This window comes from Lacrimispora sp. BS-2, from assembly GCF_040207125.1.
In the GTDB taxonomy this organism is placed as follows: Bacteria; Bacillota; Clostridia; order Lachnospirales; family Lachnospiraceae; genus Lacrimispora.
Genome location: NZ_CP157940.1, coordinates 4,297,893 through 4,323,552, shown reverse-complemented (window position 1 = coordinate 4,323,552; position 25,660 = coordinate 4,297,893). Strand labels below are relative to the sequence as shown.

Here is a 25,660-nt window from a genome sequence, read left to right as displayed (position 1 = left end):
CTTCTGTCCCCAGTCTATATTTTCTCCGCATTTGGTACAGGGACCTGTTCCTGTGCACTGAAAAGTCTATTGTGAACAGAAAAAAGCAATTCCAAGTTCGCCGGGCAACTCTCAGTTTTGTCACTTACAATATTTGTACTTTTCAGCCGAATATCTCTTATCGTGTACTATCTGGCCTACGCCATACCGCTTTGCGGTAATCCCGCAATATGTACATTTATAAGTATCATACAACTGTCCAGCCCTTCGAATGGTCACAAGGTTCTGTTTCTCCCATGAGTGTTCCTTTCTACTCTCTCCGTTTTCCTCAATAACAATAACGCTGAGTAATTCTCTTGGGCTTTCGTTGGGCCACAATGTTGAATTGAAGTTGTTTATTAGATTTTCAGCATATACCTTTTCCGATACTGAGTTGTCGATTTCATATGTTTCTTCAATAACTTGCCCACTCCGAATAATCTTGGTCTGCATCTTAATTTTTTTCATATTTACCCTTTCTCCCGGTACTCCGGGAAATCCTAAGTTACTGGTTTAACCACTTCCTTTAGCCTACTTCTTCATTTTTTATTTACTGTTTATTACCATAATATTTTTATAGATTATGCTCATAATAATATTGTGTTCATCAAAAAACACATCATTATAGACGGAGGTGTCAAGCTATGGATGGCAATGCGGAAATAACAATAGGTTGTTAATGAAGTATTGTTGACTGCTTAAACCTTAGTTAGAAAAATGTCCTCATATTAATCTTGAGGGCATTTTTCTTTGTAGCCCCGTGATTCAACATTATAATGTTTTAGAAAACAATAAAATTTCAGTTTTGTTAATCTCGTTCCAACCTCAAAGTGACATAGTATCCGTCTCCATCTATTCCCTCAATACTGTACTCGCCAAGATTCCCATTTGCATTTATACAAATTTTATCTCCTAGGCAATAAAATTGCTTATATACTTCCCATTTTACAAAGTGTTCTTCAAAGATCCCATCCGGGACATAGATAAGACATCCACCATGGTTTAATGCCGTGAATCCATGAGGAGTAGAATAATATTCTCCGATTTTAAATTCCTCACCCACTTTATCTATCGACAGTCCATCCCGGTATAATTTTTTTATCTGTACATACCTCTCACCTGTATTACCGTACATGATTCTCCTTCCTTCTGATGAAAATACTAATTTTGTAAATAATCTTAATAATTAACCTACTATTGTTTTAAATTATTTATAATATAATTTAGTTATAAAATAAAATGAGGTGTTCCATATTGAGAAATTTGCCAATTTACTTTATACAATTTTTACCATCGCTTATTTATATATCTGAAGTTCTAAAATTCATTGCTTGTATTCTGGTAATTTTATGCTGCATCAAATATTTAAAGAAATAGTGATCCCCACCGGCTTAATTCCAACAATCCGGTCCGCTAGTCCCTTTGCCACTTCACAAGGGGCCATTGCCTTATCCATTTCATAAAAATAACCATGGATCGAAGCCACCAGCGCATCGTACCAATCCTCTTTCTTCATAAGTTCATTCCTGACTATCCCTGCCGCGTTCTGAAGTTGGCTGGCAGCGTTGTATGTATTCCGGATATCCCCTACATAATTGCACATCCTGCAATTAGCACAACATTCTCCCAAATCGTCCTCATACTCAATCTCTAACGGAAACCGGCACAAGTGATCACACACATGCTCCATCATAGGAGTGACGATCTTCTCCATTTCATTCTGATCTGCCATATCAATCCCCCTCACAAGCTTCCAGCTCTCCAATTTTCTCCGCCAGATTCATACTTTGATAATCTTTTTTTGGATACTGCTGGTATGTATTTTCACAACATCTACCCGCCACATACAAGTTTGGTTATGCGGATGTGGAAATTGATAAATTGGAAACTTATTATGATGCAGTCAAAATGCAGTCAAACAATAAAATCATCCCCTTCAAACGCGCTTAAATAAAGGGTATTATCAAAATAGACAAAGCATGCACAAAATGATATAATGTTCACGAAAGCAATGCGCAGTACGAAACAGGACAAAGAAAAATTTTCGTTGTGCCCGCACATAAGTAAATTTTCCTTTGTCCTGTTTCATACAGCAAAAGCCCGTGAGTGGGCGAATCCTGAGGATTCAAGTTACAGCCCTCCTCCCCATAAACAAAGAAAAAGGAATCCATAAATGTACACCAACACAGGCTACATGAACCTAACAGACGAGGAACTGGAAGACAGCACTCTTCCTCTAAGGACAAACTGCGGCGGCGTCTACCGTCTGCTCACCCGTCCCGTCATGTCCACCATACGGCCCTTGGGTCGCCCTGATTACCAGATTTTATACATCTCATCAGGAAAAGCATGGTTTACCTTCCAAAAGAAGACCATGGAGGTCTCCGCCGGAAACATGGTGCTTTATAAGCCTGACGAGCCTCAGCAGTATGCCTATTATCTGGAAGATAAGCCAGAGGTATTCTGGCTTCATTTCACAGGCAAAGAAGCCGGAATTCTCGCCCTGCAGGCAGGCTTTGATGACAGCCATATCCTATACACCGGTGTTTCTTCCAAATACCAGGAAATATTTCTTACCATAATCCGGGAACTCCAGCTCCTCCGCCCCTGTTTCGAAGAATTGACCTCCCTTCATCTAAGGCAGCTTTTCCTTCTTTTAAAGCGGCAAAGACAAGAAGGAGGATTTCAAAAAACAGAGATCCAGAAGGAAATGGAAAAAGCGGTCCATTACTTTCATGAAAATTTTTCCACGGACATTGAAATTGAGCATTATGCCGGAAAGCTCCATATGAGCACCTGCTGGTTTATCCGCAGCTTTAAGCAGTATACAGGAATGCCTCCCCGCAAATATTTAACTTCCATTCGTGTAAAAAAAGCCCAGGAGCTGCTTGAAAGCACTGATTACGGCATCGGAGAGATCGGCAGCATTGTCGGCTATGACAATCCCTTATACTTCAGCCGGATCTTTAAAAAACAAACCGGTACTTCTCCCGGAGAATACAGAAAAGCGGCAAGGTGAGCTTCCCTCCCCTGCCGCATTTTTTATCTTCCCACCAGACGGTAGGTCTGGCGGTATTCCTTTGGCGTTATTCCCATATACCGTTTAAAGATTCTTCTGAAATAATCCACATCATGATATCCGCACTGATAAGCGATCTCATTCCCTGTTAAGTTTGTCTCTATGAGCATTCTGCATGCCTTATTAAGCCGTGCCTCATGGATCCCCTCTGTAAGCGTCTTCCCATAAACCGCATTGTAGACACGTCCCAGATAGTCCGGGCTGCAATCCAGCTTATCAGCCAGTATGGAAGAGGATAAAGGCTCTTCAAAATGATTTCTGATATACTGCCCCGCCTGGTTTGCCAAAAGCACTTTCTGACCGTTCACTTCCATTGGAGAAAGGGAATCGCTGAGCTCACACAGCAGCTCTAAAAGCACCAGATTTAAAATGGTCCGGTCATCCCGGCAGACATTCTGCCGCTTGATGAAACGGCGGAAAAGTTCCTCAAACTGCTCTGGCTTTCTGATGCGGATGAGCTGGGGCAGGGACATAATATCCCGTCCTAGCCTCACCGCCTCCTCTTCCAGGTGAAAATGAAGCCAGTAAAAATTCAAATCTTCCTCAAACTCCCTTGTCCCCCAGTGATGCCTTCCAGGAAACAGGATCAGCGCTTCCCCTTCCTCCACGTTATACGTTACGTCCTCTTCGGCAATTCCCAGGATTCCGGAATTTACATAGATGATTTCAAAGGAATCCATGACCCGGTCCGCATGGCGTCCCCTGCCTCCAGTCGTCAGATACCCTGCATTTAACGCCCTCACCGGAAGCACAGCCTTTAAATTTAAGTAATGTTCCATCGCAACCTCCTGTCACCCCAGTCGGAATCCTCCAGTTTTTCGCTTCTTTTTCCTCTTGTATCCCTTCCATTATACTGGCAATATAGAAAGAAGAAAAACCTTTAAAAAAAGAATATCAGATATCTAACAAAAAGAAAAGGGGATTGTGGCAGTTATGCCGCAGAAGTTCGATGATAGAAGCTGTATTACTCTTAAAAGAAAAAGTGTCCCGCACCTATTTTAGCGGAACCGCCATGACAGAAGCAGATTTTTCCAAAGGCAGAAGACTCTTTATTGCAGAGGGCTGCTGTGCCAACGGAATTGTTACACTGACCACCGGAGCATTCCTCTCCGGTTATGCCAATTCACTGGGAGCCACTGATTCCATAAACGGGATTATCGGTTCCATCCCGGTCCTTCTTTGCACTCTTCAGATGTTTTCCTCCATCCTTCTGGAAAGCCTCTGCCGGAAAAAATGCCTGATTTCCAGTTTTTCATTTATCCACAGGCTTCTTCTGGCCTCGGTCTTTTTTGTGCCCCTGTATATAAAAACTCCAGGACTCCGCCTGGCAGCGGCAATCAGCATCTATGGAGCGGCCCATTTTTTTGGAGCCTTTATCGGAACCGGGACCGGGAACTGGATTCTGCAGCTGGTTCCCCAGCACATGAGAGGGAATTATCTGGGGAAAAAGGATTCGTTTGCTTTTGCCTTTTCCACCATTTTAAGCCTGATCATGGGCTGGGTCATGGACCGGTTCCGCAGCTCTTCCATGGAACAGACCGGTTTTCTTGTGGTCGGGACCGTAGTCTTTTTCATCGCCTGTACGGACTTCTGGTGCCTTTCCTCCATCAGTGAACCGGAAAGCATTCCCCACCGCCAAAAGCTTCAGGATGCTTTATGGAAGCCATTAGCTGATAAAGAGTACCGGAAGGTCATGCTCACCTATATGTTCTGGAACCTGGCCCTTCAGATCGCAGGTCCTTTTTTCAGCGTCTACATGGTCACAGGACTTAAACTGAATTATACATACATTACCTTTTTAGGCCTCATCTCCTCGACCGTCCGTGTCCTGGCGGCCTGGCTATGGGGACGCCTAGCCGATGCATCCTCCTGGCTTTTAGCAGCCCGCTGTTCCATGGGAATGCTGGGCCTTGTCCATGCCAGCTGGCTTTTCATGACTCCTGACACCTGCTACACCCTTCAACCTGTCTTACAGGCATTGTCCGGCGCTGCCTGGGGAGGCATTGCCATATCCGTCTTTAACCTTCAGTATCATTATGCCCCTGCGGATAAGCGGGTGCTTTATGTCAGCTCCAATTCCTCCTATGCAGGGCTTTGCGGCTTTCTTTCCACTCTGCTTGGAGCCTTTCTTCTCAGGGTTTTTCCTTCCCTGGAAATAGGGGGAGTTCCCATAACCGGAATGCAGCTGCTCTTCCTTCTTTCCGGGATCCTGATCCTGGGATGCGTTTTTTACATGGGAAAACTCCGGTCCGTTTCCCTCTAAATCCACCGATTTTTGCAGGATTCCCGGATTATTTCAAGCTGTCCACCGCAGCCCGCTCAATAGAAAGCCCTTTTTTGTACCGTTCCATAAAGGCCTGGAAGCCTGCCTCATCCTCCGGATCAGGCTCCAGCCTGGCTGCCTCTTTATCCTTAAATACCTTTTCAGCCAGATAGTGATCCAGGGTTTCCCCTTCCTCCTTATGAAGCATATAGGAGGCCAAAAGTGCGGCTCCCCATGCTCCTCCTTCACCGGCTGTCTCCATAACGGAAACCGGAACGCCAAGGGCGGCAGCCATGATCCTCTGTCCCACTTCCCTGGTCTTAAAAAGTCCTCCATGGCCCAAAAGCACATTAAGCCGGACTCCTTCCTCAAACAGGATATCCATACCCATCTTAAGGGCCCCCAAAGCCGTATAAAGGTGAACCCTCATAAAGTTTGCAAGATTGAACCGGCTTTCCGGTGTCCGGACAAACACAGGCCTCCCTTCTTCAAAATGAGTAATATGTTCTCCGGATAAGTATCCGTAGGAAAGCATTCCTCCCCCATCCTTATCTCCTTCCAGGGCTTTCTGATAAAGAGTGGAAAACAGGGTATTCCTGTCGATTTTCATTCCCATTGCGTCCGCAAATTCTTCAAACAGGGAAACCCAGGCATTTAGATCTGACGTACAATTGTTGCAGTGAACCATTGCCACCGCATCCCCGGCCGGAGTGGTCACTATGTCGATTTCCGGATAAGCCCTGGAAAGCTCCTTTTCCAGCACCACCATTGCAAATACACTGGTACCGGCGGATACATTGCCGGTTCTTTTTGCCACGCTGTTGGTAGCTGTCATCCCTGTCCCAGCATCCCCTTCCGGCGGGCATAATGGGATTCCTGGCCTTAAATTCCCGCTGGCATCAAGAAGCCCTGCTCCTTTCTCAGTAAGTATTCCTGCCCTCTCTCCTGCTGTCAGCACCCTGGGCATAATATCCCGAAGCTTCCAGGGAAACTGCCGGGGAGCGACCAGCTCATCAAACTGCTCCACCATGCGCTTATGAAAATCCTTTGTTCCGCTGTCCACAGGAAACATCCCCGCACAGTCACCGATGCCAAGAACCCGCTCTCCTGTTAACTTCCAGTGGATATAGCCTTCCAGGGTGACCAGGTAATCAATTTTTGGCACATGCTCTTCCTTATTAAGGATTGCCTGGTATAGATGGGCAACGCTCCATCTCTGGGGAATTTGAAAGGAAAACAACTCCGTCAGCTTTTTTGAAGCCTCTTCCGTCATGGTGTTCCTCCAGGTCCGGAAGGGCACCAGCAGCTCTCCTTCCCTGTCAAATGCCATATACCCATGCATCATGGCAGAAAAACCGATGGCCCCAATCGTGGTAAGAGTTTCCCCGTACCGCACCTTGACCTCCTCTGCCATTTTTCTATAACTCTCCCTTACGCCTTCCCATATATCCGGAATGGAGTAGGTCCACATACCATTTAGATACCGGTTTTCCCAGTCATGGCTGCCGGAAGCAATGGGATTGTGATTTTCATCTACCAGTACGGCCTTAATTCTTGTGGAACCAAGTTCGATTCCCAGAGCGGTTTTCCCTTCCTTGATACATGCCCCTATTTGTTTATCCATCATTTGAACCCCTCCTGACTCATGTCCGCCTTTTTAATTCCTCAATGTTTGCCGTGTCTGCAAAAAATCTCATACACTGGTTCCTCTTTTTTTTCATGAGAGTAACTAAAATATCCTCTTACTACTAATTTATTACTTGTACCCACCATTACACAAGTTATTTTTATGTATTTTACCACAAGAAGGCATATTTTACAAAAATTCCCCTTAAAAGCCCGGAGAGAGAACGCACAAGGAAGACCTGTATTCGTTCCATATTTCTATGTTTTTTCCACAACTGTCCGGATAATCAGAGAGAATATGCACAATTTTAATTTTAAAATTAATAAATGTTTGTTGACACTTTTTCAGAAAAATGAGTTATATTATTACATGTAACCCCCCCCAATACATTATATAGTTTTTGCTACACCCCATAAGAAACGAAATACCTTCTCCGAAAAAGGACCAGCTTCCCCAGCTGGTCCTTTTCATTTTCTTATTTTCTCTTTTTATTCCGGCGCTGCTTTAAAATCCGCTCAAATGCTTCTTCCGATCCTTCCGCTTTTAAACGCCGCATTCTCTCTTCTCTTCGGAGAGCGATCTCTCTGGCCTCTTTCCGTTTCATATAAATAAAAAATCCGGTTCCGCCGCCTGCCAGTCCAAGAAGGGCCGCAATTCCTGCTGCTGCAAGCACTCTGCTGCCCTTTTTTCCAGATGACTTTTTATTGCTTCCTGAATTTGCTTCTGATTCTTCAGATTTTCCATCTGTGGTTCCCTGTTCCGATTCCTGATTCGTTGGCTCTGGACCTTTCTTTTCCATTAAGTAGGCCTGGCCCACTTTTCTGTCATTGTAGGTATACTGGATCATGGCAACCGCCTTTTTGGGGCTTCCCTTAGGAAGCTCAGTCACCAAAGTTTTATCCGCCTGAGAGAACTCAGCTCCCTTAGGAAGGGTTATGACACGGTCCGGTTCCAATTCCAGATCAGAGGGCTTATAAGATGTCCCGTTAATTTCAACAGGATCTTCCCCTGATATATAACTGGTTTCATTTCCTGTAACAGGGACATTATCAAAACGGCCGAAACCAAATTCCAGAAGAGTTTTTCCGTCAATAAAATATTGTTTTGGGCTTCCCTTTAAAATGACGGAAATAAGCCTTTTTCCATCCTGCTCCCCATAAGTAACAACGGTATTTCCGGCCTTAATCAGATACCCGGTCTTTCCGGCCACTGCCGAAGGACAATAAAACTCATTCTTTGGATCCTTGGTCTTTACCAGACGGTGCTCGTTGTAAATGGTAAGCCCCTCCGGATTATTGGAAGTGGGAGGGATATTATAGCTGATCGCAGAGCTGATCTCCACAAGCTTTTTATTGCTGTAAGCCGCCTTTGCTATGAGCGCCATATCATAGGCAGTCACATACTGGGTATCTCCATTAAGGCCTGAAGGATTGTCAAAATGGCTTTCCGTACAGCCAAGCTCTTTGATCCTGTCATTCATCATGCGGACAAATTCCTCTCTGCTTCCGGCCACATGCTCTGCAAGGGCATTGGCTGCCTGGTTGCAGGAATGGAGAATCACAGAATAAAGACAGTCTTCAACAGAAAGCTTGTCTCCTGTATCCACATTTAATTTATTTCCGCTGCCCTCTTCCACATTGTAAATAGAATCCTTTGAAAAAGTCACCATGTCGTCAAGTTTTGCGTTCTCCAAAACAATAAGGGCAGTCAAAATTTTCGTTATGCTGGCCGGCGGATAGGGTGCATGGATATTCTGGCCGAAAATAACGGCTCCCGAATCCCCGTCTATCACAATTCCGGCTTCCGCCTGGATGCCTGTATCAGACGGCCAGTCCGGTGCGCCAAATACAGTCATAAGAAACATCTGACTAACCAATATGCAGCTAATCAGTACTTTTATCCTCCGATTCACGTATCATCCTCCTGACATGAAATATGCCTTAAAGCCGCATTCAGATTATTATACGGTTTTAAGGCATTATTTTACTTCGCATAATCTATAACCTGCCCCCAGATTCCTTAACTTTAAGGATCTTTCCGACCTCAGACCGGTCTGAAAAAAGGCATTTATATTATAATACATCAAATCTTTGCTATATTCAAGAAAAACATTTAAAACTATATTGCCTTGGTATGCTGTTTTCTATACTGAGATGGGTAATCCGTGAATGCTATCTCCTGTACTCCTCTATTATCTGATTTTCCGATATGCACCTGTGTCAGGCATTATTCTGGCATTTAAGGAGTTCAAGTTTAATCTTGGCATTTTTAATAGTCCATGGGCAAAGGAAAATGGGCTGGGACATTTTATTAAAATGTTTCATGGTATTTATTTTTGGCCCGTATTCAGAAATACCATTATTATTGGCTTTTATAAAATTATTTTCGATTTTCCTCCACCAATTATCCTGTTATTGTTGTTTAACAATATAAAAAATGTTAAATTTAAAAAGGCAGCGCAGACAATTACATATATGCCTTATTTCATGGATCGTCCTTGCCAGTATTGTTATTGAAGTACTGTCTCCATCAAGAGGTTTTGTCAACTTAATGAAACCATGAAAATGGCTGCTCTGGTTGTTTCTGTCAGCCCAATTATTGCAATATATCTGTTTCTGCAGAAGTATTTTATGCAAGGAGTTATGGCAGGTGCTGCAAAAGAATAATATCAAAATCATAAAGCAATTGTAACAGCTATATAAGCGATATACACTTAGCAAAAAAGAAAGAAGGAAAAAACATGTTAAGAGAGCAGATCCGTGAATTTAGAAACACACTGGATTTAAAGGCATTTTTAGACAGCTATGATTTTGTTTGGGATAATCTAAAATACCACGAAGGAACTATACGGGAAATAATCAATGACAGAATCGCTCATATCCCAAAAGATTGGGGGAATGGCGGACTAATCGGCAACGGTTTAATCGGTGCAAATATTTATAAAAACAGCATCACCTCCATGAAATGGGGCATCGGCCGGGGTGACATAGACGGGCCAACCAACTGCCCGGAGTTAGGCTGTTTACAACAACGGCTTTCCCTTGGGGATGTTGTTCTTGAAGTAAAAAATCCCATCAAAAAAGAAAGCTTATCCATCTCATTGCGCAAGGCAGAGGTTGATCGAGTGATTGAAACAGATAAAGGAACCCTGAAATACTCCAGTATTGCGTATGCAAAAAAAGACTGCATCATCATTGATGCTGAATGGGAAGGTGAAGTTGCGTTTGATCTGTCATATGTTCCAAGCCATGGCATGACCTTAAAACACCATGCCGCAAAAGCTCATGAAGTCCCGGAAAGGTGTTTTCCGCCGGCAGCAGAGCAAAAAATGGCAGATAACATTGAAATTTATAATCAGAAAATCCTTAATGAGTCCTTATCTCCAGAGGGGCAGTTTTCTATAGCCCTTGCATCAAAAGAAGCAGGTAAGAACCACAAGATATGGTATATTTCAATAGGATTCAGCCGCCATGGATTCACATCAGAAAAAGAAGCAGAAGAATTAATCAAACAGGTCATGGCAATTGATTTAAATGAAATATACAGAAGCCACCAGAAACACTGGGAAGATTTTTACAGGAAAAGCATCGTTAAATTACCAGAAAAGTATTGGGAAAGATTTTATCTCATGCAGCTATATAAGCTCGGCTGCTGTACCAGGCCGGGCAACCTTCATATAATTGACAATATGGGTGTATGGCCGACTCTAAGCGCATGGCCGGCCGCATGGTGGAATTTAAATGTCCAGCTTATTTATTCCTCCATGCAGAAAGCGAATCATTTAGAGCTGATAGAATCTCTCATAGATACTTTGGAGCACTATGACGAAACCCTCTCGGAAAATGCAAAGCCATTGGGAATCGACGACGGCTGGTTTATCGGACGTTCAGCCGGATGTGACATGAAATCTTATATGCCTTCTTATGAGGATATCATGGAAGAAAATCCGGAACACGTCATTATATTCGAGCTTGGCAATATTACCTGGGCGCTCCATTGTGTATATCGGTATTATAAAAGTACTATGGATCAGGATATTTTAAAAAGGTTTTATCCTATGCTTAAAAAAGCTGCAAACAGTTACTTAAGGATCACCTATAAGAAGGAGGATGGCAAATGGCATCTGCCTATGACCAGTTCACCGGAATATCCCGGACCCATTGATCCTACCTCAAATCCTGTCAGAGATGCCAATTATGACCTTGCCTTGTTCCGGTGGGCGCTTATTACTTTGATTGAATCAGCAAAAAAACTGGGCATTGATGACGAACCCCTTATGGATACCTGGACAGAACACCTTGAAAACCTGACAGATTACTCCATGGATGAGACAGGCTATACGATCGGAAAGGATTTGCCTCTTACCGTGTCCCATCGCCATTATTCCCACTTATTACAGTTTTTCCCCCTTCACATAGTAAGCGAAGATAAGGAAGCAGAACGAAAGGTTATTGAAAAATCAATTAAAACCTGGATGAGTATGCCGGAATATCTGCAAGGATATTCCTTTACAGGAAGCGCTGCTATGTTAGCAGCATTAGGTGACGGCAATTACGCATATAAGCGTTTAAGCGGCCTGAAAGACTTCTTAAACCCAAATACCCTTTACACCGAAGGCGGCGGGCCCGTTATTGAAACGCCCCTTTCAGCAAACGAATCCATCCACTATATGTTAATGCAGTGCCACGGGGGTAAAGTAAAAATTTTTCCGGCAATGCCAGATGTATGGAGAAATGCAGAATTTTATGGACTGCTGGCAGAGGGCGGTTTTGAAATATCAGCCAGGTACACAGATGGTGAAACAGAATTTGTGTATATAAAAAGCATAGCCGGAGAACCACTGATCATAAATCCTAATTTCAAAGCAGGGTTTGTCATAGAGCCAAAACAAGAAATGAAATATGAAACCTTGGAAAACGGCTGCTATCAATTTGAATTGAAAGCAGGGGAAGATATGCTGCTGATAAAGAATTCCAGATAAGCAGTCAGGACCCCAGTCACTCATATATGCGTGACTGGGGTCCTGCTGCAAAATTAAGGGAATCATTTTGATTCTCCATTTTCCTCCGCCCATTCTTTTTCTACTATTGTCAGATAAAAACCATCTGTGGAGGCGTTTTGCCGTCTAAAGGATAATTGTCATTCCATCTTCAGCAATAACTGAATTTTCCCCCCATAACTGCGCGGCCTCCAAAGCTGCACCCGCCGGGTCTGCCAGCACCTTTACGCCATGGTGCAAAAAGACCAGGCGGCCGATTTTCTGATCCAGTGTCCGTAAATAGCGGCACACCTCCGGCACTTGATGGTGTCCGGTTTCCATCATCAGTAAATCACAGTTTTCCGGCACCGTGTAGGCCAGATCACTCAGGGCCGTATCCCCCGAATAGAAGATTGTCCTGCCCTGAGTCCTGATCCGAAACGAAAAGGATCGGTAGGGCTGGCCTTCCTTATGGGCCAGATGGTGATTGTGGATGGCTTCTATGGAAAGATCATCCCAGGGACTGCAGTATAAAAGTCCATCCTGAATCTTATGCCCCTCATGGCTGTAATCACACCGGAAATCATCTTCTGTATACTGCAGACTCTGTAAAATCCCCTCATATGATTCCAGATAAGGGATATAAGTATGGATCGTATCCGCCAATGGAACGCGCCGTTGTATCACTGATAATTTTCTTATGGTCCACAAAAGATTCCCTAGTCCGCCTACATGGTCCATATGACAGTGGGAAATAAAAATCCCCCTTGTTTTTAATAGATCCAGACCTAGCAGATGTGCGGTATAGGAGCTGCACTCTCCCGCATCAAGAAAATAAAGGCCGTTTGAAAGCTCTAAAGCCACGCTTGTGTGGTGCCTGCCCGGGAACGGCTCCGTCCCTGAGCAGCTTCCTAAAATGTGTAATTTAATATTTTTCACAGCGCTGTTCTCCTTATTCTTTTACGGCTCCAACTACCATGCCGCTCACAAAATACCGCTGAAGGAACGGATAGATCAAGAGTATCGGTATCATGGATACAATAACCTTTGCAGAATTGAATGTAAGGCTGGAAACAGCAAGCTGCTCCTGGATCTCTTCAGCAGTCATACTTGCCATCATGTTCGTATTAATGGAGGCGGCAAGAGATTGAATATATGTCTGCAGGGGAAGCCTGTTTAAGGAATTTATATAAATCTTCCCGTCAAAGTAAGCGTTCCAATGGTTAACTATAGCGAAGAGGCTGATCGTCGCCAACGAAGCCTTGGACAGCGGCAGATATATCTTTAGCAGAACCGTCCAGGGACCTGCCCCGTCCACATAAGCAGATTCCTCCAGGGATTCCGGAAGGGCCTTAAAAAAGTTCATCAAAATGATGATATTAAAGACCGGAACAGCACCAGGCAGCACCAGGGCCCAGAAAGTATCCATCAGCCTTAAGTGATTGATGACCATAAAAGTAGGAACCAGCCCGCCGCTGAACAGCATGGTAAATACCACGGTCCACATATAGATCTTCTTGCTGCGGAACTTGATGGGAGATTTCGATAGCGGATACGCCATCAGGACAGATAGTACCATATTCAAGAAAACTCCGATGATGACTCTCTTTACAGAAACCAGGAAAGAGGTCCAGAACTGGGTTTCCTTCATCATATTTTTGTAGGACATCAATGTGAAATTAACCGGCCATAGCTTTACCGCCCCCATGGCTGCGCTTGTCCTGTCGCTGAAAGAGATTGCAACCGTATTTATAATCGGGATCAGACAGATCAACCCGCAAAACAGTAAAAAAGCATAAATTAAAACATCCGAAATTTTGATTTTTTTCCTTTTCATCAGTCCGCCCCTTTCTAAAATACACGGTAGCCTACGGTCTTATCGGCAATTTTATAGGCAGCGATCAACAGGATAAAACTGATTAGTGATTTGAATAAACCCACCGCAGTTCCGTTGCTGTACTGCAAGTCAACCAGGCCCATGCGGTAAACATACGTGTCGATGATGTCACCCGTCCGGTAGACAAGCGGGGAATATAAGTTAAATACCTGATCAAAACCACCGCTCAATATCTTTCCCATATTTAGGGTAGTCATCAGCACAATGGTTGGCACAATACTGGGCAAAGTGATGTAAAGAATCTTTTTCAGGCGGTTGGCCCCGTCGATGCCGGCTGCTTCATACAGGGTAGGGTCAATGCCGGTCATGGCCGCCACATAGACGATTGCGCTGTAGCCGAACTCCTTCCATACCTCTCCGCCGATCAAAATCCGCCGGAACCAGCTATTGCTTATCATAAACATGACCGGTTCTTTCCCAAAAAGTCCCCCTAACTGATTGATGATGCCTGAGTAGGAAAAAATATTACTGAACATAACCGCAAGAATTACCCAGGATAAAAAATGAGGCAGGTATACGGTTGTCTGCACCAGCCTTTTGAATTTCACATTGCGGCATTCATTTAAAAGAATGGCAAAGGTGATAGCCACTATGGTTACTAAAACCAGCTTTCCAACCGAGATAATAATGGTATTTCTCAGAACAGACCAAAAGGTAGGCAGTCGAAAAAGTCTCTGGAAGTTTTTAAGTCCCACAAAATCCGAATGAATAAGCCCTTTAATGGGAATGTAATTCTGAAATGCCATAATCAAGCCGCCCATTGGAACGATATGAAAGATAATCAGGAAGATCATTCCGGGAAGCATCATTAAGTGGTAGGGAAGCTGGCGGTATCTGGTGGTTTTGGTAAATTTAATGTTCTTAACCTTTAATTTATTTGATTCCACAATTTTCTCCATTCCGGAAGGCTGCCGCAAGCGGGAGGAACATATCAACCTGATGCAAAAGCCCTCCGTCTATTTAAGTGACAGTAACGTCCTCGTTCGCTGCTGCTATTTTCCCAGAACCTGGTTCACCTCTTTTAAAAGGGCCGAACCGCCGATGCTGTTCCATTTTGACACAAATTCATCAAAATAATCCACATCTTTTTCCCCGATAATAATGCTTAAATACATCTCCTGTTCAAGGGTATCCAACTCTGTCTGCAAAGAAGCGCTGGAATCTGTCGTATAATAGTAAGCGGCCTCTAAAGGATTCAGGGCATGATCGTCCAGCAGGCGGCTTCCTATATAACGGTAATAATAAGCTTTAAAAGAAACTTCATTTTTGTCAGAACCATCAGCAAACTGAGAGGCTAAAACCACCTGGTCCTTATCATACTGGGTCATACCCTCATATTCGGTATAGCTTCCGGTATCAATCTGCTCCTGAACCGTTTTCCCAAGCTTTTTGATAATATCAAAATAATCATATGTCACAGATCCCTGGGGGAATACGGCGCGCCGTCCGTTACTGGAGGCCGCAATATCTGCCGCATTAAAAATCTCGTTGGCTTTCTCGTCAAAACCTCTGTAGAGGTCGTTTCCAATGCCGATTATTTCAACCGCTTTGGCGGGGTCGGAACACTTGGCGCTGATACAGAGCATAGCCGCCATGGGGGACGGCAATACATAATTATACTTTCCGCTGCCGTCTAAAGGCGCATTAACGGCCACCAATTCGATATCCTGATTGTTGGTAAATGCATCAACATAGTTGGAATGCACGGCTCCAAAATAAGCGCCGGCTTGTCCGGAAGTGAACATTGCTTCCGTCTCTCCGCTTCCGATCCTGGTTGCAAACTGTTTGTCAATCAATCCTTTTTTATACCAGTCATTTAAAAGGGCAAGGGCTTCTTTAACCTCCGCACCGGTTGAACCATAGTAAACTTCCCCCTGTTCGTTCTCCATCCAGTAGCTTGGATATGCATTCATGGCATAAAAAATAGGTTCTAACCCAAACGGATGGTTATAGCCTGCCACTGGTTTCGTTGCATCCACAATAAGGCCCACCGTATCGTTCTTACCGTTACCGTCAGGATCATCATTCACAAAAGCGGTCAGAACCTTTTCCAGATCCTCGATCGTCTTTGGAACTTTCAGACCCAGGTTGTCCAGCCAGTCCTTTCTGAGCCAGAGCACATCCTGCTGCCCATCTAAGTTTCCCGCCGGGATCGCCATGATTCGCCCGTCGACGGTTACCGGTTCAAAGTTACGTCCATTGTAGGATTTATCAATTCCTTTTATGGTTTCTGAAATATTGTCATCATAGATGTCCGTTAAATCCGCAAGCAGTCCGTTCTGTGCCAGCTGCAGAAAGGTACGGTAATCATTGCAGTAGAAAATATCCGGAAGACTTCCCGACGCAATGTTTAATGACAGCTTATTATTATATTCCGATCCTTCTGCCTGCCAATCCAGCACCATATCCACCTGATAATTGTCACGGATATAGTCAAGAACTACATTGTTATCCGGGGTCTGGCCATCTGGCAGCGTAACGCTGGGAAATGAGCTTTTGGAAAAGGTGAATGTAGTCATTCCATCCTTTCCGGATTGATCAGAGCCCGAATCCTTTGTCCCCTCATTTTCCGGTGGATTTATTGGTGCCTTTTCTGATCCGTTTCCACAGCCGCATATTGCAGCACCCGTTACCGCAACTATAGCCGCGATTGTAAAAAGCCGTTTTTTTCTGTTCCTTTTCATACAGTAAATACCTCCTCTTTTTGTTGATGGCCTCATTATAACGATCCCGCATTGTTAAAGGAACCAACAAAACCGTGTTAAAGGAGTAGAAAACCGTCATTATTTATCATTTTAAGAGTTTTTGTATTCCTTTGGCGTATATCCTGTATATTTTTTAAATACCTTTGCAAAGTATTTTGGATTATTTCCATATCCAACAATACTGGCGACCGCCTCGCAGCTGACGGAGGAATTATCCAAAAGACGTCTGGCCTCCATCACGCGCGTCTGATTTAAATAACTGGTAAATTTTAAACCGGTACGACGGAGGAAACATCTGCTGACATAGTCTTCATTTAAAAAAACAAGTTCCTTTGCGATCCATTTCAAGTTTAATTCGTCATCTGCAAAATGTATCTGCACATAGTCCAGTATTATATCCGTGAAATCACGGAATTGATCTTCCAAAAGTTCATCCCGTTCGGTTTTATTACTTTCGGCCCGGCTGTTTCGCATGGAAAGTTCTTTTAAAGCTCCTGCTACCGCCTCCCGGATCTCCTCCTCGCTGCATGGTTTTAAGAGGAAGTGACGCACTCCCTCCTTCATGGCTTTCTTAGCCAGTTCAAATTCACCGTACCCCGACAGGATAATAAATTCTACATGAGAGTCAAATTCCCGCACCTTATGAATGAGTTCCAGCCCATCCATAACAGGCATTTTAATATCAGTAATCACAATATCGGGTTGTTGTTGTTTTATAGCTCCCAGCGCTTCAAACGCATTCTTACAGACACCTGCAAGCGTTACACCGCAGGCATGCCAGTTCACAGTTTTACTGATGCTTTCCAGTACGACTCTCTCATCATCAACCAGAAGGATTTGTTTCATCAGGTAAACAGCTCCTCTCTTTCACAATACAGACTTCCACAGAAGTTCCATTTCCGGTATTATAAAGCAACAGCTCGGACTCCTCCCCAAAAAGCAGTTTCAAACGCAGCCTGATATTTTTTAAGCCGATGCCGCAGCCGACCGGACGGCCGTCATCAGCACAAGCGCCGGCAACCGGCTCTTCTTCCAGCACGTTCGGATCTATCCCTGGTCCGTTATCACTGACAAGAATCCGCAGAACAGAAGCTTCATCCAGTACGCATATATGGATATGACACGGTTCCAGCATGGCCTCCAAGCCATGTTTAATTGCATTTTCCACGAGACTTTGTAAAACCAGCTTTGGCACCTTTTGTTTTTTCGCGGACTCCGGAATATCGACGTCAATCACCAGCCGCTCTGCATAGCGTGTTTTCTGGATGGTCACATAATTCATAAGGACGTCCACCTCTTCTTCCAGAATAGCCGGATCATTTTCCTCCTTCAAGGTATAGCGAAGCAGCTTCCCCAGTGCTTCCGCAATATAGGAGATAGTTTCCTGCCGGCTTTCCCTGGCCTTCCAGCTTATGGTCTGAAGTGTATTAAACAAAAAATGCGGGTTAATCTGATTTTGAAGCACCTTGAGCTGATTTTCATGGATCAGCATTTGTTTGACGTAATTATCCTGAATTAACTGATCCACGTGCCCCACCATCTTTTCAAAGCGCTCGCAGACTACCTCCAGCTCATCCCCCTGGCGGATTGCATTCTTGGCTTCTGTCTGGAAATTTCCTTCTTCTACGGTTCTCATACGTCTCATAAGATAGGTAAAACGATTCATGATGAGGGCCGTCAGCTTCTCACAGTAGAGAACAGAAATCAGAATCATAACCATGGCCATAACGAGGAAAAAGCATTTCAGAAGGCGCATCGCACCAAATAAGTTATCATACAGAATAAAAAAAGCATATCGCCAGCCATAGTCCGAAGTATCAAGGCAGGCCATAAAGTATTTGTGCCCGTTTATAGAAACAGCATCATAGCCTGAGCCATCTGCCAGGGAAAGCTGTTCTTTCGGAATTGCTTCAAAATCCGAATACAGATAATTGTCCCCGCTTAAGACAGCCATACCGGGCGAATACCGAACATTGGCATTATTTTTAAGAAGGCTTGTGATGCTGCCTTTTAAATCGTATTCCACCACCAGAATCGCCTCATCATCAAAGGTATGATAGTATAAATCTTTCACGCTGCGCACGCCGTACAAATGGTCAGTGGGGTAGCTTTCTGCATACCAGAATATCTTGCTGCTGTCCTTTGGAATCCCTTCCTTTATATCAGTAAGCAAGGAAGCATTCAGAGAACGTCTCGTATTCCCCTCATAGTACCATTCCTCATCTACAAAAATCGAAACTGATATAATGGTACTGTTTCTCTGCATCTGGTCCCTCATCACCTGGTACATGCCTTGGGCCAGACGGAGGTAGTCCAAGGAGACCTCCCGCTTCCGCACGTTGGGCTTATCTGGCTTCAGCGCCCGCTGAACCGCAGGATCGGTGATGATGTTCATACTGACCTTATCCACCTCCCGCAGTTCTGTTTCGATGTGGCGTATGATCAGATTCAAATTCTGAATCGTCATATTGTACACGCTCTTTTCATATGCCTGAAAAATCAGCAGTGCGGCCGCCATAATGACTACACTGGAAAAAACGGCGCTGGGTATTGTAATCAGAAGAAATTTCTTCTTTAAGTTCTGGCCTTTCCAGAAACCGATGATTCTACGCATAGGATTCCCTCTATTCCGGTATCTTTCGTCAAATCTTTTGCCTGACCTTTTATCTGACCTGTTGATATACTCTTCGTTTACTCTTTAAAAAAGCTCCGTAATTATATTTAAAGAAAGAGCTGCCGCGTCTTCATATGCCTTTTTCACATAGCTGTCATACATTTGCGAAGGTTCATGACAGTCAGAGCCAACCACTACACGCAAATTTAGCTCAGCAGCTTTTTTCCAAAATTTTTCATGTGGATACTGAAGTCTTGGCCCATCCTCAAAGGAATGAATGCCGCGGCGGTAGCCGTTGGCGTTGTATTCAAGGATATAATTCCCCAGTCCGGCCGCTTCAAAAAACCTATCACATGCCCTCTCACACTCAATATCCCAGGCAAAGGGGTTGATAAACACAAAATCCGGATGGGCAATCAACCGGAAATATCCGGTTTTCATCCCTTCGATCAGGCTATCAAAATAATTGATGTAATCTTTTGTCCCGTGCATCTCTCCGGAATTACGAAGCTGACCGTTTTGGTCCATAAACATGTGCTGTCCCAATATAAGATAATCACAGTCATCTCCTGCAAGAAGGGACTCATAGTAAGGTTCTTTGCCCCGGATATACTCGCCCTCGAAACCACAGAATACTTCCATTTCCCTCCTCCTCTCTCCGGCAGGGATCCTGTTGGAAGGTGAGGCTCCATAGGCCGCTTTTATCCGGCGGATGTCGCTGTAATAATCCTCTATTTCCTCATATTTCATCCGGTAGCCGAAGGGATTTCCGGGAAATGGCATATGATCCGAAAAACCAAGAACGGAAAGCCCCTCCGCCCATGCAGCGGCGGCATACTCCTCCGCCCTGCCATCGGCATGTCTGCAATAGTCTGTGTGTGTATGGTAATTTACTTTTTTCATATGTTCCCCAACTTTATATTTTTTTTATAACTCTAGCTTAAACTAAGGAAAGCTACCCTGTCAAGAAAAGAGAAGGAAAATCAGAAACGCTCTCTTGAAATCTCCCACAAAATCTATCACAATGCGGAATACAGGATCTTATGATTGCTCGACAATTGATACCATTATTTCACATGGTTTGATATAGGAGAAGAAATTAAAAAATGCCCCAATCCCGTACAAATACTAGCTTTTTACGGTTTTAGGGCATTTATTTTTTCACTCTGAATAATTACTTTGCGTAATCTGTAACTCTGGACTCCCGGATCACGTTGACTTTGATCTGTCCCGGGTATTCCATGGATTCTTCAATCTTCTTGGAAATATCACGGGCTAAAAGCACCATATCGTCATCGTTAATCTGCTCCGGAACCACCATGATCCGAACTTCGCGTCCTGCCTGAATGGCAAAGGACTTGTCCACTCCCTTAAAGGAGTTGGTAATATCTTCTAACTGTTTTAATCTGTTTGTATATGTCTCCAGAGTTTCTCTTCTTGCTCCAGGCCTTGCTGCAGAAATAGTGTCTGCTGCCTGGACAATGCAAGCGATAAGGCTCTGTGGTTCAACATCGCCATGATGAGATTCCACAGTGTTCAGCACGATTGCAGATTCCTTATATTTCTTACATAACTCCACACCCAGCTGAATATGAGAACCTTCCATCTCATGGTCAACGGCTTTTCCGATGTCATGTAGTAAACCGGCACGCTTGGCCATGCGGATATCAAGGCCGATCTCTCCGGCCAACAGCCCTGACAATTGGGCCACCTCCATGGAATGCTTTAAGGCATTCTGTCCGTAGCTTGTCCTGTATTTCAGTTTGCCCAGCAATCTGATGAGTTCTGGATGAAGTCCGTGAATGCCCACTTCAAGGGCAGCGGCTTCTCCTTCTTCACGCATATTGGTTTCTACCTCTTTTTGTGCCTTTTCCACCATTTCTTCAATTCTTGCAGGATGGATCCGTCCATCCACAATAAGGCGTTCCAATGCGATTCTGGCTACTTCTCTACGAACCGGATCAAATCCGGATAAAACAACTGCCTCAGGGGTATCGTCAATAATGAGTTCCACGCCCGTAAGGGTCTCTAACGTACGAATATTACGGCCTTCCCTTCCGATGATTCTTCCTTTCATCTCATCATTGGGAAGCTGCACAACAGAAACCGTAGTTTCTGCCACATGGTCAGCAGCACATCTTTGAATGGCTGTCACCACGTATTCTTTTGCCTTTTTCTCAGCTTCTTCTTTTGCTTTGTTGTCAAGTTCCTTAATTAATTTCGCAGTGTCATGTTTTACGTCATCTTCAACAGATTTTAAAAGATATTCTTTTGCCTGTTCGGAGGTAAGTCCGGAAATTTTTTCCAGTTCCTGAATGCCTTTTTCATAGAGAGATTCCACTTCGGTATTTCTCTTATTCAGGGCGTCCTCTCGAGCAGCCAGACCTGCTTCGCGTTTTTCCATAGCCTCGGACTTCTTGTCCAGGTTTTCTTCCTTGTTTAGTACTCTTCTTTCATAACGTTGAAGCTCAGCTCTTCTTTCCCTGGTTTCCTTCTCCAGTTCATTCTTAGTCTTTAAAGACTCTTCTTTTGCCTCAAGGAGAGCTTCGCGCTTCTTTGTCTCAGCGGTCTTTAATGCTTCATCTATTATTTCCCGGGATTTTTCTTCTGCAGAGCCAATCTTACTTTCGTAAGCATTCTTACGATATGCGATGGCAGCAGACCAGGCAATAAAAGCAACTACTACTGATGCGACGATTGCAATCACTGCAGCCGTGAATACTGATACTGACACAGGAGCACCTCCTTATTTGATTTTCATTGTACAACAATACAACACTACAATTTTAAACTGTTTTATACATTATGTCAAGTATTTCGCCCCTGTTTCCGGTATACTTATACACATTTTCCTTGTTGTCAGTCATCACTATAAATGCTGCCTAAAACACGGCTTATGGCATCATAGGAAAAACCTTTTCTTCCCAATGCCGCCATCATTTTGCTTCGCTGTTTAAAGTCCATTTCTTCCGGGTTTAAGCACTTCTTTTTCACATAGTTCTGTATCTGTGCCACCTCATCGACCGGCTGTTCACTAAGGATCTCCTGGATCACCTCTTTGTCCAGTCCTTTTCTCTGCAGCTCGTACTTGATCTGCCGTTCGCTTTTCCGCCCTGAATTGAACTCCACGTATCTGCGTCCATAGTTCTGATCATTGATAAAATTATGCTTTTTTAAAAAATCTATGGCGTAATCGGCAGCCTCTTTTGGATATCCTCCGTCCTTTAATTTCCGTCTCAGTTCCTGTTCCGTCTTATCTGAGGATTTCAGAAGGAAAAGGACCCTCTCTCTGGCCCTTTTAAACAAAACCTCTTTAAGGATCACCTGATAAGTTTCCTCTGAAAGCGGCTTTCCTTCCTCAATTCCAAATTTTCTGATTTCCCCTCGATAAAGGACAAGAGTAAAGTCTTCCTCCAGAATGACTTTACTCCTGCGTTTATCAACGGGCACTATCTCTGTAACTGTCATATATGCCCCTTATTATACTTGTTTTATCTGTTTTTCGGCGCTCATGAACCCGCCGCAAGATCCTTCCTGGAATTATTCCTTAGAAGCCTGATCCTTGCTTTCTTCTGCTTTAATCCTCTTGCTTTCCTTTGGGGCAACTGAACCAGCACCCTCCGGCGTTATGCTATCTTCTTCATGAAGCCCATACTTTGTGCGGACCTTGTTCTCGACCTCCAGGCAAACGGTTGGATTATCCTGAAAATATGTCTTGGCATTCTCACGCCCCTGGCCGATCTTAACGTTATTATAAGCAAACCATGCTCCGCTCTTTTCCACGATATTCTCTTTTACAGCCAGATCCAGGATATCTCCTTCCTTGGAAATACCTTTGCCGAACATGATGTCAAACTCTGCCTCCTTAAAGGGCGGCGCGATCTTATTCTTCACAACCTTTACGCGGACCCGGTTTCCTACCATATCTCCGCCTTGCTTCAATGTCTCGATCTTCCGGATATCCAGGCGGACAGACGCGTAGAACTTAAGGGCACGTCCTCCTGTGGTAGTCTCAGGACTTCCAAACATCACTCCCACCTTCTCACGAAGCTGGTTAATGAAGAGAACAATACAATTGGACTTGCTGATGATGGCCGTCAGCTTTCTAAGAGCCTGGGACATCAGTCTCGCCTGAAGGCCCACATGGGAATCACCCATATCTCCTTCGATCTCTGCCTTTGGTACCAGGGCTGCAACCGAGTCCACGATCACAATGTCAACGGCTCCGGAACGGACCATGGTTTCCGTGATCTCCAATGCCTGCTCCCCGTTATCCGGCTGGGAAATGTAAAGATTATCAATATCCACTCCTATGTTCTTGGCATAAACAGGATCCAGTGCGTGCTCCGCGTCAATAAATCCTGCGATACCGCCTCTCTTCTGAACCTCTGCGATCATATGAAGGGCAACGGTGGTCTTACCACTGGATTCCGGTCCATAGATTTCCACAACTCTTCCTTTAGGGATCCCGCCCAGGCCAAGAGCGATATCAAGGCTTAATGCCCCCGTAGGTACTGTCTCCACATTCATATTTGTACCTGAGTCGCCCAGCTTCATAACAGAGCCTTTTCCATATGCCTTTTCTATCTGAGTAAGGGCGGCATCAAGCGCCTTTAGCTTATCATCTTTATTCATATTATCCTCCGATGCGAACAAACGTTCTTTTTCTATTTATAATCATAGTATACTTCCGGGTAAATGTCAACCAGAATTTTATACTTCTAAGCTCAATACGCATCACACTCCTGGCCTGTGCGGCTGAAATTGATTCCTGATCTTTAGGGAAATGGTGGCGAAACGCCTGAAACTGAATGGAAAGGAAGGCGGAGCACCTCCTGACTTCAAAATTACTATAGCATATATGAAAGATGGCTGCAAGCTATTTTAAAGGGGACATATCATGCCATGGAACATTCTTCTTCTGATGGGCCTGTGCTCTATCAAGTTTAAGACGAATAAGGAGAAAAACATTAAAAGGCACTTGAAATTTTCAAGTGCCCTGTGTATAATCAAGTTAGAAAGAGGCTCAGATACAAAATCTGATGCCCTCTATAGAGAATTCTAAAAAATAGCATCCTAAACTTTGGGCGTAGAGGATGCTATTTTTTGTTGTATTTATTGTTTATGTATGACAACGCCGTAAATATCACAAGCAATAATGTCAGTATTTCCATCATGCTCATAGGCATCACCCTCCTTTGTATAACAGAGGGCTCACAACTTTGCATCCTTATCTTTCTTTCCTGTTACACAAAGTTATTTTATCATGAATCTGTCTGCTAATCAAATCTTTTTATACAGAAAACACCCCTTATTCTTTCAGTTCCCAGCAGTATAATAAGCACCAAGTTCCTGATTTATCCGACTTTTAGATTTGTTTTACTAAAGCCCCTTTTTGCTGACTTATCAAGAAAATATCAAGGCTTCCACGGGTGCATATTCTCCCGCAGAAGCCCTGATAATACTCATACATTTCCTTGTTACATCAAAAGCCTCTCCACATCAAGCATACCCCAGCCCTGCTGATTCATGGGAAGCCCAAGGTCCACTGCCCGCTCCCTTAACATCAGCTTCACATCCCGGTTGCTCATATAGGGATATTTCTGAAGAAGAAGTGCAATCGCCCCGGAGACCAGAGGCGTTGACATGGAGGTCCCGCTTTTGGCAAGGTATTGCCCCCCTTCATTGGCACAGCTAATGATCCCCGCCCCCGGTGCGATGATTTCCGGCTTGCAGATACAGGCACCGGTGGGACCTCTGCCGGAATAGTCAATCATCCGGTTTCCCATTACATTGACCTCTTTATAATCGTCTGAGCACCCTACCGTGATCACTTTCCGGCTGATCCCCGGAGTTGTGATCGTGTTCATGCCCGGTCCCATGTTTCCTGCAGCCACACAGACCACCAGCCCGTCATCCCATGCCGCATTTACCCCCCGCACAAGAACAGAATTCTCTGTCATTCCTTTTTTCGAAAAGGAACCAACGGAAATATTTACAATCCTGATCCCATACCTTTCTTTGTTGTCACGAATCCATTTAAGTCCGGCAAGCACATCGGAAGCATAACCGTTCCCTTTTTTATCCAATACCTTAAGCATGATGATATGGCACTCCGGTGCAACGCCCATATACATTCCGTTAGAAGCGCCGCCGCTCCCTGCGATGATTCCTGAAATATGGGTTCCATGACCGTTATCGTCATAGGTGTCCCTTCTGCGGTGTACAATATCTACAAACGCCGCCATTCTATGTTCAAAGTCCTCATGAAGATAAATCCCCGTATCGAGAACTGCAACTCCAATTCCACGTCCTGTAAAACCCATATGCTGGGCAGCTTCACAGTGTATTGCTTCTCTTACTTGATTCACAGTCCATTACCTGATTCCTTTTTTATTAGGATATTCCGGTTTGGCCCTGGTGGTTTCTTTTCCTCAGAAATACCATGGAAGATTTTAACCAAATACCATTTACTTTCT

At 44.2% G+C, this 25,660-nt stretch carries 20 protein-coding genes; 3 read left to right on the top strand and 17 right to left on the bottom strand.

Going from position 1 to position 25,660, the window contains the following annotated elements:
- Positions 1-120: 120 nt before the first annotated feature.
- The 3 genes from ABFV83_RS20235 to ABFV83_RS20225 form a co-directional block, all read right to left on the bottom strand.
- Positions 121-486: a hypothetical protein gene (locus tag ABFV83_RS20235; protein ID WP_349946474.1), complete on the bottom strand. Its 366-nt coding sequence runs from the start codon at positions 484-486 to the stop codon at positions 121-123.
- A gap of 340 nt (positions 487-826) precedes the next feature.
- Positions 827-1,153: a hypothetical protein gene (locus ABFV83_RS20230; RefSeq protein ID WP_349946472.1), complete on the bottom strand. Its 327-nt coding sequence runs from the start codon at positions 1,151-1,153 to the stop codon at positions 827-829.
- A gap of 222 nt (positions 1,154-1,375) precedes the next feature.
- The gene (locus tag ABFV83_RS20225; RefSeq protein ID WP_349946470.1) at positions 1,376-1,750 is read right to left on the bottom strand and encodes a hypothetical protein; all 375 of its coding nucleotides are present in this window, start codon (positions 1,748-1,750) and stop codon (positions 1,376-1,378) included.
- 441 nt (positions 1,751-2,191) lie between these two features.
- On the opposite strand from ABFV83_RS20225, the gene ABFV83_RS20220 reads away from it, so the two are divergent.
- A complete protein-coding gene (locus ABFV83_RS20220) occupies positions 2,192-3,037 on the top strand; it encodes an AraC family transcriptional regulator (protein WP_349946469.1) in 846 nt (281 codons plus the stop codon).
- A 23-nt stretch (positions 3,038-3,060) separates the two neighbouring features.
- Here ABFV83_RS20220 and ABFV83_RS20215 read toward each other — a convergent pair whose 3' ends face one another.
- Positions 3,061-3,876 carry an AraC family transcriptional regulator gene (locus tag ABFV83_RS20215; protein ID WP_349946467.1) on the bottom strand — a complete coding sequence of 272 codons (816 nt, stop codon included), beginning with the start codon at positions 3,874-3,876 and terminating at the stop codon, positions 3,061-3,063.
- A gap of 170 nt (positions 3,877-4,046) precedes the next feature.
- Between ABFV83_RS20215 and ABFV83_RS20210 the strand changes: the two genes are divergently transcribed.
- A complete protein-coding gene (locus tag ABFV83_RS20210; protein ID WP_349946465.1) occupies positions 4,047-5,360 on the top strand; it encodes an MFS transporter in 1,314 nt (437 codons plus the stop codon).
- 28 nt (positions 5,361-5,388) lie between these two features.
- On the opposite strand, the gene ABFV83_RS20205 is transcribed toward ABFV83_RS20210, so the two are convergent.
- Both ABFV83_RS20205 and ABFV83_RS20200 read right to left on the bottom strand, forming a co-directional pair.
- Positions 5,389-6,987 carry an FGGY-family carbohydrate kinase gene (locus ABFV83_RS20205; protein WP_349946463.1) on the bottom strand — a complete coding sequence of 533 codons (1,599 nt, stop codon included), beginning with the start codon at positions 6,985-6,987 and terminating at the stop codon, positions 5,389-5,391.
- 475 nt (positions 6,988-7,462) lie between these two features.
- Positions 7,463-8,899, bottom strand: a complete 1,437-nt coding sequence (locus ABFV83_RS20200) for a D-alanyl-D-alanine carboxypeptidase family protein (RefSeq protein WP_349946461.1) — start codon at positions 8,897-8,899, stop codon at positions 7,463-7,465.
- Positions 8,900-9,727: 828 nt separating this feature from the next.
- Between ABFV83_RS20200 and ABFV83_RS20195 the strand changes: the two genes are divergently transcribed.
- Positions 9,728-11,968 (top strand): glycoside hydrolase family 95-like protein, encoded by a 2,241-nt coding sequence (locus ABFV83_RS20195; protein ID WP_349946459.1) that lies wholly within the window; start codon positions 9,728-9,730, stop codon positions 11,966-11,968.
- Positions 11,969-12,112: 144 nt separating this feature from the next.
- Here the strand turns inward: ABFV83_RS20195 and ABFV83_RS20190 are convergent, their stop codons facing one another.
- From ABFV83_RS20190 to ABFV83_RS20140, 11 genes are all read right to left on the bottom strand, one after another.
- Complete coding sequence (locus tag ABFV83_RS20190) at positions 12,113-12,904, bottom strand: MBL fold metallo-hydrolase (protein ID WP_349946457.1); 792 nt, start codon at positions 12,902-12,904, stop codon at positions 12,113-12,115.
- Positions 12,905-12,917: 13 nt separating this feature from the next.
- Positions 12,918-13,802 carry a carbohydrate ABC transporter permease gene (locus ABFV83_RS20185; RefSeq protein WP_349946455.1) on the bottom strand — a complete coding sequence of 295 codons (885 nt, stop codon included), beginning with the start codon at positions 13,800-13,802 and terminating at the stop codon, positions 12,918-12,920.
- A gap of 14 nt (positions 13,803-13,816) precedes the next feature.
- Positions 13,817-14,749 (bottom strand): ABC transporter permease subunit, encoded by a 933-nt coding sequence (locus ABFV83_RS20180; protein ID WP_349946454.1) that lies wholly within the window; start codon positions 14,747-14,749, stop codon positions 13,817-13,819.
- A gap of 105 nt (positions 14,750-14,854) precedes the next feature.
- Positions 14,855-16,546, bottom strand: coding sequence for an extracellular solute-binding protein (locus ABFV83_RS20175; RefSeq protein WP_349946452.1), 1,692 nt, complete (start codon positions 16,544-16,546; stop codon positions 14,855-14,857).
- Positions 16,547-16,657: 111 nt separating this feature from the next.
- Positions 16,658-17,413, bottom strand: a complete 756-nt coding sequence (locus ABFV83_RS20170) for a response regulator (protein ID WP_349946450.1) — start codon at positions 17,411-17,413, stop codon at positions 16,658-16,660.
- Complete coding sequence (locus ABFV83_RS20165) at positions 17,391-19,181, bottom strand: sensor histidine kinase (RefSeq protein WP_349946448.1); 1,791 nt, start codon at positions 19,179-19,181, stop codon at positions 17,391-17,393. Before ABFV83_RS20165 ends, ABFV83_RS20170 begins: the two co-directional genes overlap by 23 nt.
- A gap of 84 nt (positions 19,182-19,265) precedes the next feature.
- Positions 19,266-20,084, bottom strand: a complete 819-nt coding sequence (locus ABFV83_RS20160; protein ID WP_349946446.1) for a histidinol-phosphatase — start codon at positions 20,082-20,084, stop codon at positions 19,266-19,268.
- Positions 20,085-20,355: 271 nt separating this feature from the next.
- Positions 20,356-21,915 (bottom strand): ribonuclease Y, encoded by a 1,560-nt coding sequence (gene rny / locus ABFV83_RS20155; protein ID WP_349946445.1) that lies wholly within the window; start codon positions 21,913-21,915, stop codon positions 20,356-20,358.
- A 125-nt stretch (positions 21,916-22,040) separates the two neighbouring features.
- On the bottom strand, positions 22,041-22,649 hold the full coding sequence (locus ABFV83_RS20150; RefSeq protein WP_349946443.1) for a regulatory protein RecX: 609 nt from the start codon (positions 22,647-22,649) through the stop codon (positions 22,041-22,043).
- 72 nt (positions 22,650-22,721) lie between these two features.
- Entirely contained in the window at positions 22,722-23,816 is a 1,095-nt protein-coding gene (recA, locus tag ABFV83_RS20145) for a recombinase RecA (protein ID WP_349946440.1), read from the bottom strand.
- An 845-nt stretch (positions 23,817-24,661) separates the two neighbouring features.
- Complete coding sequence (locus tag ABFV83_RS20140) at positions 24,662-25,552, bottom strand: S8 family peptidase (RefSeq protein WP_349946438.1); 891 nt, start codon at positions 25,550-25,552, stop codon at positions 24,662-24,664.
- Between the last annotated feature and the right edge of the window lie 108 nt (positions 25,553-25,660).

Excerpts from the sequence above, each read along its gene's own strand:
- ABFV83_RS20235 (WP_349946474.1), bottom strand. The coding sequence starts at position 486 with ATGAAAAAAATTAAGATGCAGACCAAGATTATTCGGAGTGGGCAAGTT.
- ABFV83_RS20230 (WP_349946472.1), bottom strand. The coding sequence starts at position 1,153 with ATGTACGGTAATACAGGTGAGAGGTATGTACAGATAAAAAAATTATAC.
- ABFV83_RS20225 (WP_349946470.1), bottom strand. The coding sequence starts at position 1,750 with ATGGCAGATCAGAATGAAATGGAGAAGATCGTCACTCCTATGATGGAG.
- ABFV83_RS20220 (WP_349946469.1), top strand. The coding sequence starts at position 2,192 with ATGTACACCAACACAGGCTACATGAACCTAACAGACGAGGAACTGGAA.
- ABFV83_RS20215 (WP_349946467.1), bottom strand. The coding sequence starts at position 3,876 with ATGGAACATTACTTAAATTTAAAGGCTGTGCTTCCGGTGAGGGCGTTA.
- ABFV83_RS20210 (WP_349946465.1), top strand. The coding sequence starts at position 4,047 with ATGATAGAAGCTGTATTACTCTTAAAAGAAAAAGTGTCCCGCACCTAT.
- ABFV83_RS20205 (WP_349946463.1), bottom strand. The coding sequence starts at position 6,987 with ATGATGGATAAACAAATAGGGGCATGTATCAAGGAAGGGAAAACCGCT.
- ABFV83_RS20195 (WP_349946459.1), top strand. The coding sequence starts at position 9,728 with ATGTTAAGAGAGCAGATCCGTGAATTTAGAAACACACTGGATTTAAAG.
- ABFV83_RS20185 (WP_349946455.1), bottom strand. The coding sequence starts at position 13,802 with ATGAAAAGGAAAAAAATCAAAATTTCGGATGTTTTAATTTATGCTTTT.
- ABFV83_RS20175 (WP_349946452.1), bottom strand. The coding sequence starts at position 16,546 with ATGAAAAGGAACAGAAAAAAACGGCTTTTTACAATCGCGGCTATAGTT.
- ABFV83_RS20170 (WP_349946450.1), bottom strand. The coding sequence starts at position 17,413 with ATGAAACAAATCCTTCTGGTTGATGATGAGAGAGTCGTACTGGAAAGC.
- ABFV83_RS20165 (WP_349946448.1), bottom strand. The coding sequence starts at position 19,181 with ATGCGTAGAATCATCGGTTTCTGGAAAGGCCAGAACTTAAAGAAGAAA.
- ABFV83_RS20160 (WP_349946446.1), bottom strand. The coding sequence starts at position 20,084 with ATGAAAAAAGTAAATTACCATACACACACAGACTATTGCAGACATGCC.
- ABFV83_RS20150 (WP_349946443.1), bottom strand. The coding sequence starts at position 22,649 with ATGACAGTTACAGAGATAGTGCCCGTTGATAAACGCAGGAGTAAAGTC.
- recA (WP_349946440.1), bottom strand. The coding sequence starts at position 23,816 with ATGAATAAAGATGATAAGCTAAAGGCGCTTGATGCCGCCCTTACTCAG.